This is a genomic window from Marinomonas sp. S3726 (assembly GCF_000967665.1).
GTDB lineage: Bacteria > Pseudomonadota > Gammaproteobacteria > Pseudomonadales > Marinomonadaceae > Marinomonas.
In genome coordinates this window covers 95,612-108,062 of record NZ_JXYC01000027.1, presented here as the reverse complement: position 1 = coordinate 108,062, position 12,451 = coordinate 95,612, and the positions used below count along the sequence as shown (strand labels likewise).

Below are 12,451 nucleotides of genomic sequence, written 5' to 3'. Positions count from 1 at the left end.
CGTTAATTCTTTCACAGCCTCAGAACATGGGAACAAGACTTTAGATTTCTCAATTTAGTAAGTGTTGCTATTAGCGCTAAATGCAACCTTATACGTAATAAAAATACTGCTATAGTATGGGTTCAGCTATCTAACATGGAGGCGGTTAAAATGAAGTCAAATGCGGTTTGTTGGTTTGAGATTTATGTTAATGATATGGCTAGGGCGAAGACGTTTTACGAAACTGTGCTTGGGCAAGCGCTTACCCGTTTGGATAATCCAGAGGTAAAATCAGATTTCCCTCAACCTGAAATGTGGGCTTTTCCTATGGAGGAAGAGGCGGGCGCCAGTGGCGCAATATGTAAAATGGAAGGGGTTGAAGCGGGAGGTAATAGTACACTTGTGTATTTCAATTGCGAAGATTGCTCAGTAGAGCAAAGCAGAATTGAAACTGCCGGTGGTAAGTTAATTGCGCCTAAAATGTCTATTGGCGAGCATGGTTTTATCGCAATAGCTCAAGACCCTGATGGCAATAATATCGGCTTTCACTCTCTGAAATAGTTAACCATTTTTGTGAAAGCAAAGATTTGAAAAAGTGAAGTTTTGAGAAAGTTAAGACGTATTAGAAATGTAACGAGAGTGGCTAGTACTAGCCCCTTTTTCTTAATTTCTTAAGGGATTATGAATGCCTATGAAGATGCACTACAAAGGTGCTTGCAGCTGCAACCACTGGCAGCTTGAAATAAAAGTAGATAAACCTCTTAGTAAATTTAATCCGCGGGTTTGTGATTGCGATTATTGTCTAAGCCATCCATCAAGAATTATCAGTGATCCAAATATGAGAATTGAATTAGTTGGTGCTGAGGTGTTTATTAGTCAAACTGGAGACCAGTTGGCTAACTTCTATTATTGTAATCAATGCCATGATTTGTTGGTTGTAGGGTGTCATTTAAATGGCCAACTACGAGGTGCCGTTAATTCTGATCTGCTTCATTGCTCTGATCAACTAGATGAACCCATACAAATTCAACCTAAGCTATTGAGCTCGTCAGAAAAGTTAGAACGTTGGGGAAGCTTGTGGGGCGTGTTACATGGCGTCTCTTGAACTCATCGTACTCAAGCCTTAATCTACTTTGCAAATACTTCTCTTTCACTAAAGGAATGGAATTTTCATGTCTGCTTCAAAAAAAGATACCTACCTAGTTAAAAAATCTGAGATTGATTCGATGGAAGGCTTAGATAAAACCCATTTTCTAAACGTAAAAGCTAAGCGTAAGAATAAATCCCTTGGCGACTTGGCTGGCTTAACAGGCTTTGGATTTCATATTATTGAAATTGAGCCTAGCTGTGAATCGACAGAGCAGCATTGTCATTATCATGAAGATGAGTGTGTTTATATTCTAGAAGGGGAAGGTACAGCGGTTATCGGCGAAGAGTGTTTTGAAGTTGGTGTTGGTGATTTTATTGGCTATAGAGCTGGCGGGCTATCTCATACACTACTTAATACGTCAGATAACATGCTTAAGTGTATTGTCATAGGGCAACGCCTTGATCATGATGTGGCCGATTATACAAAATTGAATAAACGTATTTATCGCCAAAAAGGCCTGCCTTGGAGTTTGGTAGATATCGAGAATATAGCTACCCCTGTGGCAGGGAAGAAAGCATAATTAACTCAGTTTAAGACAGAATAAGGTCAGTTTGTGTCGAAGAAAAATAAAGTATCAAATGAAGTGGTTGAAGACGCTATGAAAATGGCAAAAGCAACTCAGAAACCTGGTCAAACGAAAGAACAAACTAAGTTGATTGCTCAGGGTATTCAAAAGGGTATTGAAGAGTATAAAAAGCGCCATAAACAAAAGGCTCGCGCTTTAGACAAAGAGAAGAATAAGTTACAGAAAAAGGCTGAGTCTCAAGCTCAAGCCAATACTGAACTTCCTGAAGAAGCTAGAGAAGCTGAAGTGATAATACAGCAGAGTAAGCTGGCTTGGGGTTTATTAGGCTTAAGTTGGGTTGGTTTTATCGCTTATCTAATACAATCAGGCCGTTTTTAAAACGGGCCTTTTAGGATTCAATTAAAAAGTCTTAAAGCCTTTTAATTATAGATAGGAGGCCACGCTAGGGGCCTCCATTATCTTTCTTTCTATTTCATCACTCTTTTAATCGCCGCTTCTGCGCATGCTACATCTAGGTGACCACCTGGTGCACCGCCAATGCCAATACCACCTACAATTTGGTCATTAATTTTTAATGGAATACCGCCAGCTAGGAACAATAAGTTTTCATCCATATTTTGTAATGGTCTAAGGACTGGCTTATCTTGAATTAACTTCATTAGGTTAGCTGTCGGTTGCTTCATGCTAACTGCGGTAAAGGCTTTTTGACGAGAGCTTTCAAGTGTATGTGTAGTTGCATTATTGTTTCTAAGTTGTACCAGTACACGGCCTGCTAGATCGACTACTGTGGTTGTCACGTTGTAGTTATCTTTGGCGCATTCACTCACACCAGTAACAGCTAGAGACATGGCTGTCGAAGACGATAGCTGAGTGAAAGTATGAGTTTGTTCTGACTCTTGTGCTGTGGCTAGGCCTGACATTAGAACTAGAGACACGCCTGTAATTTTCTTGATGATTGATTTCATATGACACATTCCCTCTTAAAGTGAGTATTGCTTTGAAGTTGGTAGCCAGTCTATCTGGCCCAGCTTGCAACCACCTTGCGCTAAGATTACAGCTTTGTAATGCAGTGATAGGCTTGAGGCGTGCTAGTCTTACAGGTTGCTAAGAAAGAGAGAATCTATGCGAATTTTAGTAATTGAAGATGACCAACATATCAGTAATTTTCTACAACTCGGCTTTGAAGAGCTCAACTACCAAGTCACTGTTTGTGCTGACGGTTATGAAGGTTACCAGTTAGCAAATAGTGAAGAATATGATTTGCTCATTTTAGATTTAATGTTGCCAACTTGGAGTGGTGAGAAAGTGTTGTTGCACTTAAGAGGAGAAGGTCATGACATTCCTATTATCATTCTCAGCGCAAAACACACAGTTGAAGAGAGAGTAAAAGGTTTAGAGTCTGGTGCGGATGACTATCTAATCAAACCTTTTGCTTTTGCCGAATTAGCAGCACGCTGCCACATCTTATTTACACGACAAAAAAAAGGACAAGTGACTAATCAACTTGTTTACCAAGGGCTTAAGCTAGATCTTTTGAGTCGTAAATTATATCGAGATGATAAGGAAATTGTACTCAAGCAAAGAGAGTTTGCTTTGATGCAGTTATTTTTACAGCAACCTGAGCGAGTATTTTCTAAAACTGTGATTTTAGAAAGCATATGGGGCTATCAGTTTGACCCTCAAACAAATGTGGTAGATGTGCTAGTTTGTAGGCTCAGAGCTCAGTTAGACAAAGATTTTGACTCTTCTTTGATTCATACCATCAGAGGAGTGGGTTATGTCCTTAAAACAGACTAGAGGTGAGAGTGTAAGCCAAGGTGGTATTGAAACAACGACTCGTCTTGCCCAAGGGCAGTTATTTTCCCGTTTTGTTCTCACCTTGATGCTTTGCTTTGTTGCTATTCAATTAATAGTGACGGCACTACTAATCTATCAACAAGACTTCCAAGCTAAGCAAATGATGACAAGTCTTAAGAGTGAGTATCAAAGGCTTTTGATTTTTGAGTCCAGCGATAAACTTGAGCATGTCCTGTTAAGTTATCCGGAAAAGCTGCTCGATAATTCCATGAGTGTTATTAAGCAGACAGGTAAAGTTAACCAAGATTTTATTGCTGGTGTAGCTATTGATCAAACACCTATTTCTCTCGACGCATTTCTTTTAACTGATTCTAGCTGGTTAGACTTTTTGCTCGCTCAACCTTACTTATCGATTAAATTAAGCCCCGAGAAAGCGCCATTAGAGGAAGGCAAACAAAAGGTAAATGATGTTGAGTATTGGTTGGTTTTAAATGTACCCGCTAAGCTTTCAGCCTTAATTGAAAAGTGGGTGTTTGTCGGTTTGATACTAGCGTTACTATCAATTCTTATTAGCTTTATTGTATGGCGTTTGATTGGCGACACTTTACAGCCTCTACATGCTTTAGCCAAAGGCTTAGATAATCATAAAGTAGGGCAAGGTGTATCAGAGCAAGAAGCGCTTTTAGATATGTCAGCTCTTTCTGTTGAGGCTAAATTACAAGAGAAACAACGTCACCATGCGAGTAAAGGGTTGGAGGCGCTAAACCAAGGTGTAAATCAAGTTATGTACAGCTTAAAGGGGGCAAACTTAAGTATGTCTCATACTTTAGACGCGATCGCACATGACTTAAGGACACCACTTTCCAGGATATTGCTTAGTACGGAAAAAGCTTTAGCTTCTTCTCACTCAGATCTTTCAGATGAAACTGTGTATCACAAAAATGAGGTCTTACGGCTGGTTGCAGCTTTATCTGATTGCGCTGAATCGGCATCACAAGCAACGGGGTTATTAACGACTCTGATGAAAATTAACGATGAGGCAATCGGGCGGCATGAGATAGTAAAAGATAGCGTCTCCTTAAAAGAGCTAAGTTTAAATGTTATGTCTTGGTATGAAGAAATAGCAGAAGAAAAGGGGATTGGGTTAAGTGCTAATCAAGTACCTGATATTGTTTGTCAAACAGATCCAAAACGCTTAACGCAAATACTGGTTAACCTTGTCGATAATAGTATTAAGTACAGTGAAAGAGGTGATGAGATTCAATTGTGTTGGGGTATGAAAGGCCATGATTGTTTTATCAGTGTGAAAGATACTGGTATAGGTATTGAAGCCGACAAACAAGAAGCGATATTTGAGCGTTTGTATCGAGTGGATCATAGCCGTTCACAATCGGGTTATGGTCTTGGATTGGCTATGGTTAAGGTTATGCTGGATAGTTTAAATGCCAGTATTAGCGTCTCATCAGAGTTGGGGGTAGGGAGTGAGTTTTGTGTTTTGCTTAGTCAGCCTTCCTCTTCTACTCGCTAGCTTTTAGAAAGATAAAGAGAAAGATAAAAAACGGTCAAACCGGAGAAAGTTTGACCGTTTTTATAGTTAGCTGTAGAGCTCAGTTAACTATTTTATTTTCGTTCTTAGCGTTAACTTGGTGTAAAAGTCGTGAACTTTAATTAACGTTTATGAACGCATTCGCCAGCAACAATAGTGTGAGAGATTGCTCTGTCATCACCAATTGTCATTAATACGAATAGGGTTTCAGCTAGCGTTTTAGATTGGGCTAAACGGTAATCTAGCAAAGGAGTGCCTTTGTAGTCTAAAACTAGGAAATCCGCTTCTGTACCTACTTCTAAAGTACCTACCTTATCTTCTAGCCTCAATGCTTTCGCACCACCAAGTGTTGATAAGTAAAGTGATTTAAATGGGCTTAGTTTCTCGCCTTGCATTTGAATCACTTTGTAAGCTTCATTCATTGTTTCAAGCATAGAGAAACTTGTCCCCGCGCCTACATCAGTACCTAGACCAATATTGACGTTGAACTCTTCCGCCTTGCTTAAGTTGAAGAAACCACTTCCTAAGAAAAGGTTAGATGTAGGGCAAAATGCTATGGCAGAACCAGTTTCAGATAAGCGAGTATATTCGTGATCGCATAAATGAATACCATGAGCAAATACAGAGCGCTCGCTTAATAAATTATGTTTGTCGTAAACATCTAGGTAGTTCTTTGTATCTGGGAATAATGACTGAACCCATTCACATTCGTTTTTGTTTTCAGACAAATGAGTGTGCATGTAGAGGTTGTCGTATTCTTCTAAAAGCTGCCCCGCTTTATAAAGTTGTTCTGAGGTACTTGTTGGTGCAAATCTAGGGGTAACCGCATAATGGTTACGACCTTTTTCATGCCACTTTTCGATCAGTTCTTTGCTGTCCTCATAGCTTGATTCTGGTGTATCAGTTAGGTACTCAGGCGCATTTCTGTCCATCATTACCTTACCGCAGATCATGCGCAGGTTGTATTGCTCAGACGTTTCAAAGAAAGCATCAACAGACTCTTTATGAACCGTACCAAATACTAGGGCGGTTGTTGTACCGTTGCGAAGTAGTTCTTTTAAGAATACATCCGCTACTTCCAGGGCATGGCTCTTTTCTTGAAACTTGTTTTCCGCTGGGAAAGTGTAGTTATTTAGCCAATCCAGTAACTGTTCACCATAAGAGGCGATCATACCCGTTTGAGGGTAATGAATATGAGTATCAATGAAACCAGGAACAATTAAAGAGTCTTTATGTTCACTAAGCTGCGCATTTGGGAAGTCTGGTAATAGTGTTTCTGCATTACCAAGCGCGATAATTTTATCGCCCTCGGTAACCAAAAGACCATCTTCAAAATACTCATACGACGCTTCAATTCCCACCTCTGCAGGGTCAGCTATGGAGTGTAAAATGGCCGAACGCCATGCTTTTAATTGAGTCGTCATAATCTTATAGCCCTTTCGCTTTTTCACGAAGCTTTTGAATACCCATCAGAACACGCTCAGGTGTTGCTGGTGCGTCAACTTCTGGTTGATACTTGTAATCTGCAACGGATGCGATCGCATCTTTGATTGCACACCAAGCAGCAATACCTAACATAAATGGTGGTTCACCAACGGCTTTCGAGTGATAAACCGTATCTTCTGGGTTTTTGCGGCTTTCAACTAGATTAGTACGGAAGTCGATCGGCATATCAGCAATCGCAGGTACCTTGTAGCTTGCAGGTCCTGATGTCATCAGACGGCCTTTATCATTCCAAACTAGCTCTTCTGTGGTTAACCAACCCATACCTTGTACAAAAGCACCTTCAACTTGACCAATATCGATCGCAGGGTTTAATGATTCACCCACATCTTGTAGCAAGTCAGTACGTAGGAACTTGTATTCACCAGTATAGGTATCTACTAGTACCTCACAGCATGCGAGGCCGTATGCATAGTAGTAGAAAGGACGACCACTTGCGCTATCACGATCATAGTAGATTTTAGGAGTCTTATAGAAACCTGTACTAGAAAGAGATACTTGGTTGAAATAAGCCAACTGAATGATTTCTTCAAAGGCCATGTAGTTTTCACCCGCTCGCACATGACTGTTGTTGAACTCAACTTGAGACTCTTCAACATTAAAGTGCTTAGCTGCAAACTCTACAAGACGTTGCTTGATAGTCAGTGCCGCATTTTGAGCTGCCTTACCATTCAAATCTGTACCAGATGATGCGGCTGTTGGTGAGGTGTTTGGCACCTTGTCTGTATTGGTTGCTGTAATTTCAATACGCTCAGCTTCAACTTGGAACACTTCAGAGACAATTTGTCTTACTTTGGTGTTCAAGCCTTGGCCCATTTCTGTACCACCATGGTTAATACGGATGCTGCCATCTGTATAAACATGGATTAGAGCACCAGCTTGGTTCAAGAAAGTGGCTGTGAATGAGATACCGAACTTAACCGGTGTCATCGCCAGACCTTTTTTCAGGATGCGACTTTCGGCATTGAAGGCTTTAATCTCTTCACGTCTTTCATAATAATCACTGCTTGCTAAGATCTCTTCTGTAATTTCAGGAAGAATATTGTGCTCAACAGTTTGGTGATAAGCCGTTTCATTACGGTCGTCTTTACCATAGTAATTGGTACGACGAACATCTAATGGATCCTTATTTAGATTACGGGCAATGGAATCCATAATTTCTTCAATCGGAACCATACCTTGAGGGCCACCAAAACCACGGTAAGCCGTGTTAGATGCGGTATTCGTTTTACAACGATGGCCATTGATTGTGGCATTCTTAAGGAAGTAAGCGTTATCAATGTGGAACATAGCGCGGTCAACGATAGAGCCAGAAAGGTCTGGTGAATAACCACAGTTACCTGCTAGATCAACTTCGATGCCTTCAATCATGCCGTCATTGTCAAATGCGACATCGTATTTAACGAAGAATGGGTGACGTTTACCTGTCATCATCATGTCTTCCATACGAGGCACACGCATTTTAGTTGGACGATTTGTTAAGCGAGCAATAACAGCGGACATACAAGCAGGTAGTGCTGCTTGCGTTTCTTTACCACCAAAACCACCACCCATGCGGCGCATGTCGATAACGACTTTATGCATATCTACGCCTAGTACACTGGCAACCAGTTTTTGTACTTCTGTTGGGTTTTGAGTAGAGCTGAATACCATCATGCCACCGTCTTCAGTCGGCATAACAGAAGCAATTTGAGTCTCTAGGTAGAAGTGCTCTTGACCACCAATATGTAACTTACCTTGAATACGGTTCGTTGCATTCGCTAGGGCTGTTTTTGAGTCACCTAAAACGTGCTGGTGGCTATCAAGTACAAAGTGTTTTTTCTCTAGAGCTTCTTCAACACACAAAACAGGCTCTAGATCTTCATATTCAATGATGGCTGCCATAGCGGCTTTACGCGCTGTTTCATGATCGTTTGCGGCAACCGCCAATACTGCTTGGCCATAGTATTCGACAAGATCATCAGCAAGCAGAGGGTCACCAGAAACAACAGGACCAATATCTAGGTTACCAGGAACGTCTTTTGCTGTAATCGCAATGGCTACGCCATCAAACTCATAACATGGGCTTGTGTCTATGCTAAGAATTTTTGCATGGGCACGGTCACTCATACGAGCATAAACATGTAATTGGTTTGGAAACTCTAATTTATCATCGATATAAAGCGCTTCACCACTTACTTGCTTGTCAGCACTGTCATGTTTGATAGAACGGCCAACACCTGTTTTAAGGTCTTTTTTAAAGATGGATTCTAGTTCAGCTTGTGTTTTTGTTTGAATGAATTGACTAGACATGAGCGGTCACCCTTGTTTGCGTGTAAGTAGATTGAGCAGACTCGGTTTCAACGAAGTATTTGCGAAGTAGATTTTGCGCACTCAAGGTACGGTACTCTTTAGACGCTCTGAAATCGGTGAGAGGGGTGAAGTCAGTGGCCAGTGCGGTACAAGCCAATTCAATGTTCTCTTCTGTATAAGCTTGGCCGATCAAGGCTTTTTCAGCATTGTCAGCACGCTTAGGGATACCTGCCATGCCACCAAAGGCAATACGCGCATCAGTTACAACTTTGTTTTCTACAGTGATATTGATCGCTGCACAAACTGCAGAGATATCATCGTCAAGACGCTTAGATAATTTGTAAGCTTTAAACTGATTAAGCTTGGCTTTAGGCACAAATACTTTTTCAATAAATTCGCTAGATTGCTGAACGGTTTTCTTATAATCCAAGAAATACTCTTCAATCGGTAGGCGACGTGTTTTGTCTCCTTGACGCAATTGAATATCTGCATTTAACGCGATTAATAATGGTGGTGTATCACCAATTGGAGAAGCGTTACCTATGTTGCCACCAAGTGTGCCTTGGTTACGAATTTGTAGTGAAGCGAAACGATGTAGTAGTTCACCAAAATCAGGGTATTCAGCAGAAAGTGCTGTGTAGCAATCAGACAAGGATGCAGCCGCACCTAGGATGATTTCATCTTCGGTACTCGATACTTCTTGCATGTCTTTTACATTACCGACATAAATGAGTTTACCGATAGGACGGTGGAACTGAGTTACTTCAAGAGCCAAGTCTGTACCGCCAGCTAATAACTTAGCATCTGGGTGCTCTAGATACATTTGAGCAAGTTCAGCTGTTGTTGTAGGCACTAGGCTTACTTTTTCACCATCAGAAAGCGATGCGCCACCGGCTGGAATTTGTTTCAGACGGTCAACGGTAGACACTTCAGTCGCATCAAAGAAATCCACTTCCTTTGTATTACAAGCTTGTTCAGCGGCTTCATAAATAGGGCGGTAGCCAGTACAGCGACATAGGTTACCAGCAAGGGCTTCACTTGCTGTTTCTTTATCATAGCCGTCAGTGTTTTTCTGCATTGCAAACATAGACATGACAAAACCTGGTGTACAAAAGCCACACTGAGAACCATGGCAATCGGCCATTGCTTGTTGTGTGCTGTGAAGCTTGTCGTCTTGTTTTAGGTCTTCAACCGTGATCAGTTGCTTGCCGTGTAGAGCTGAAACGAAAGTTAAGCAAGCATTAAGTGTGCGGTAACGTAATGCATCACCATCCAGTTCTGCGACGACAACTGTGCATGCCCCACAATCGCCCGATGCGCATCCTTCCTTAGTGCCTGTTTTGGAAACCTGCTCACGCAGATAATTCAATACGGTTAAGTTTGGATCAAGATTCTGCTCGCTGCGCAATTCCTGATTAAGTAAAAACTGGATCAAGGTGTATCCTCCTGTGCCTTTTTATGAGGATTCATGACTGTTGAATCACTCATAAATTATGACGTACTTTAGTTATTATGTATTTTCATTCTAGCTAAACATTGTCCGATCGGTCAAAGATTTTTGAGACTTTCTTTTTTCCTTATGTGAAAAAAATTGGTGATTTTTCACTTGGTGACTGACATGACAGGGGTATCATCTTGAATTTATTTGATTTTGCTTGAGATATGTCAAAAATGAATTTTTATAAATTTCTTATAAAAAAGAATGGTAATTCAGTTTTTGTTTAAAAAACGAAGGTTAAAGTTAGGTTTTGTATCTAAGAAGGCAAAAGTGAGCCTTCCTAGATAACTCAATTAGGCTTGGTGAGGGCGCTTAATGAGAGGGTATTTTCTGATGAGAAGTACAAGAAGAAAGACAATGGTAACGCCAAGAAGGTCGCCAGCAAAATCTGCCCACTCTCCATAGCGGTTAACATAGGGTTGAATGACTTCGATAACCCCGCCCCAAAAGGCGATAAAGAGGCAAATGAAAGAGAAGCGTCTAAAATCACCCGCCGCAGGCATAATTGCCCAAGCCGCAAAACCTAAAACGTGATGAAGCTTATCTGATCCTGGTGCTGAAGGGAGTTGTTCTGCAGGAAGCAGAGTTGCTAGGCTAATGCCAATCCAGCCAATCAAAAAGAGAGGGATTTGCCAGCGAGCATACAAGTTAAACAAGAAGTGAAATGCAGCCATAGATCATCCTTTATAAAACAGAGGCCCAGTTAATAGTATTAACCGGACCTGTTTTGCTATTAGCGTACGATGCGTACTTTAATCGTACGGCCTTTAATTTTCTTCGTTTGTAGTTCGCTGACCACATACTTAGCTTGTTTATTTGCTATAGCAACATAAGCTCGGCGATCGAAAACATTGATTTTTCCGACTTCGTCCTTAGCAAGGCCTACACCTGCTGTTAATGCGCCAACAATATCGCCAGGTCTTAACTTGTCTTTACGACCAGCATCAAAACAAATCGTTGTCATGCTAGGTATTAGACGGAATTCAGCATCATACTTAGGGTCAAGATCTAAATAGTCAGCTTGAATTTCAAACCTTTCTTCTATGTCTTTCACTTTATATGAGTCTTTATCTGTTACTAGGTTAATTGCAACCCCTTTATTGCCTGCACGCCCAGTACGGCCAATTCTGTGGGTATGAACATCGATGTCGCGTGTTGTGTCATAGTTAATGACAGTATCAACTTCTTTTACATCAATACCACGGGCAGCCACATCGGTTGCGACTAGAATACGACAGCTAGCATTACTAAATTGCACTAAGACCTGATCTCTGTCTCTTTGCTCTAGGTCGCCGTGAATCGCCTTAGCGCTGATCTTATGATCGACTAAGAAATCTGCAATTGTTTGACATTCAAGCTTGGTATTACAAAAAACAATTGCTTGTTCTGGATTCTGGTAACGTACAGCACTCATAAGCGCATAAGGTTTATCATCCTTATTACTCTTTACAAAGAACTGCTTAATATCAGGTTTTGATTCTTGAGTTGCTTCAACCTTGATGGTTTTTGGGTTGCGTTGGAACTCTGCGCTAATTTCGCCAATAGTTTCAGGGTAGGTTGCTGAGAACATTAGAGTCTGACGTTTCTTAGGTGTGCTTTCGACTAAAGTACGAATGCTGTCGACAAACCCCATATCTAACATACGGTCTGCTTCATCTAGAACCAAGGTGTTAAGACTGTCTAATCTTAAAGTGCCTTTGCGTACGTGCTCTAATAGACGACCCGGAGTACCTACTACAATGTGAGCGCCATGTTCTAGAGAGCCTATTTGTGGTCCAAATGGCATACCGCCACACAAACTTAGCACTTTAATATTTTCTAGAAAGCGGGCTGTTTTGCGTATTTCCTTACAAACTTGATCTGCTAACTCCCTTGTTGGGCACATGACTAAGCCTTGTACCCCAAAATAACGAGGATTAAGCTTTAGCAACATACCAATTGCGAAAGCTAAAGTTTTACCACTACCTGTTTGAGCCTGCGCTAGAATGTCATTATCTGATAGAATACTCGGCAAAGTCTCTGCTTGGATGGGCGTGAAGCTTTCAAAACCTAAATCTGATAATAGAGATGTGAGTTTTGTTGGAAGTTGTATATCTAAGTTATGGGAGAAGTTAGCCACAAATTACCTGAAATTTAATAAATGAAGGGATATTTGGCCAA

The 12,451-nt window shown here is 41.0% G+C and carries 12 protein-coding genes; 6 read left to right on the top strand and 6 right to left on the bottom strand.

All coding sequences use genetic code 11. The features are described 5' to 3' along the window. Positions 1-150: 150 nt before the first annotated feature. The 4 genes from TW85_RS19695 (at position 151) to TW85_RS19680 (ending at position 2,033) form a co-directional block, all read left to right on the top strand. Positions 151-540 carry a VOC family protein gene (locus tag TW85_RS19695; RefSeq protein WP_046018848.1) on the top strand — a complete coding sequence of 130 codons (390 nt, stop codon included), beginning with the start codon at positions 151-153 and terminating at the stop codon, positions 538-540. A 124-nt stretch (positions 541-664) separates the two neighbouring features. Beyond that, positions 665-1,084, top strand: coding sequence for a hypothetical protein (locus TW85_RS19690; RefSeq protein ID WP_046018847.1), 420 nt, complete (start codon positions 665-667; stop codon positions 1,082-1,084). A gap of 67 nt (positions 1,085-1,151) precedes the next feature. Then, entirely contained in the window at positions 1,152-1,649 is a 498-nt protein-coding gene (locus tag TW85_RS19685; RefSeq protein WP_046018846.1) for a cupin domain-containing protein, read from the top strand. A 33-nt stretch (positions 1,650-1,682) separates the two neighbouring features. Next, positions 1,683-2,033, top strand: a complete 351-nt coding sequence (locus tag TW85_RS19680) for a DUF2956 domain-containing protein (protein WP_084616441.1) — start codon at positions 1,683-1,685, stop codon at positions 2,031-2,033. Positions 2,034-2,122: 89 nt separating this feature from the next. On the opposite strand, the gene TW85_RS19675 is transcribed toward TW85_RS19680, so the two are convergent. Continuing rightward, positions 2,123-2,620, bottom strand: a complete 498-nt coding sequence (locus tag TW85_RS19675) for a heme-binding protein (protein WP_046018845.1) — start codon at positions 2,618-2,620, stop codon at positions 2,123-2,125. Positions 2,621-2,777: 157 nt separating this feature from the next. Here TW85_RS19675 and TW85_RS19670 point away from each other — a divergent pair, with 157 nt between their 5' ends. Both TW85_RS19670 and TW85_RS19665 read left to right on the top strand, forming a co-directional pair. After that, positions 2,778-3,452, top strand: a complete 675-nt coding sequence (locus TW85_RS19670; RefSeq protein WP_046018844.1) for a response regulator transcription factor — start codon at positions 2,778-2,780, stop codon at positions 3,450-3,452. After that, a complete protein-coding gene (locus TW85_RS19665; RefSeq protein ID WP_046018843.1) occupies positions 3,433-4,980 on the top strand; it encodes a HAMP domain-containing sensor histidine kinase in 1,548 nt (515 codons plus the stop codon). The genes TW85_RS19670 and TW85_RS19665 overlap by 20 nt, the downstream gene beginning before the upstream one ends. Positions 4,981-5,120: 140 nt before the next feature. Here TW85_RS19665 and guaD read toward each other — a convergent pair whose 3' ends face one another. The 5 genes from guaD to dbpA form a co-directional block, all read right to left on the bottom strand. Continuing rightward, positions 5,121-6,422 carry a guanine deaminase gene (guaD, locus tag TW85_RS19660; RefSeq protein ID WP_046018842.1) on the bottom strand — a complete coding sequence of 434 codons (1,302 nt, stop codon included), beginning with the start codon at positions 6,420-6,422 and terminating at the stop codon, positions 5,121-5,123. A 4-nt stretch (positions 6,423-6,426) separates the two neighbouring features. Next, entirely contained in the window at positions 6,427-8,793 is a 2,367-nt protein-coding gene (gene xdhB / locus TW85_RS19655) for a xanthine dehydrogenase molybdopterin binding subunit (protein ID WP_046018841.1), read from the bottom strand. Beyond that, positions 8,786-10,228: a xanthine dehydrogenase small subunit gene (xdhA, locus tag TW85_RS19650; RefSeq protein WP_046018840.1), complete on the bottom strand. Its 1,443-nt coding sequence runs from the start codon at positions 10,226-10,228 to the stop codon at positions 8,786-8,788. Before xdhA ends, xdhB begins: the two co-directional genes overlap by 8 nt. Positions 10,229-10,584: 356 nt before the next feature. After that, positions 10,585-10,965, bottom strand: coding sequence for a hypothetical protein (locus TW85_RS19645; protein WP_046018839.1), 381 nt, complete (start codon positions 10,963-10,965; stop codon positions 10,585-10,587). 59 nt (positions 10,966-11,024) lie between these two features. After that, the gene (dbpA, locus tag TW85_RS19640; protein ID WP_046018838.1) at positions 11,025-12,410 is read right to left on the bottom strand and encodes an ATP-dependent RNA helicase DbpA; all 1,386 of its coding nucleotides are present in this window, start codon (positions 12,408-12,410) and stop codon (positions 11,025-11,027) included. Between the last annotated feature and the right edge of the window lie 41 nt (positions 12,411-12,451).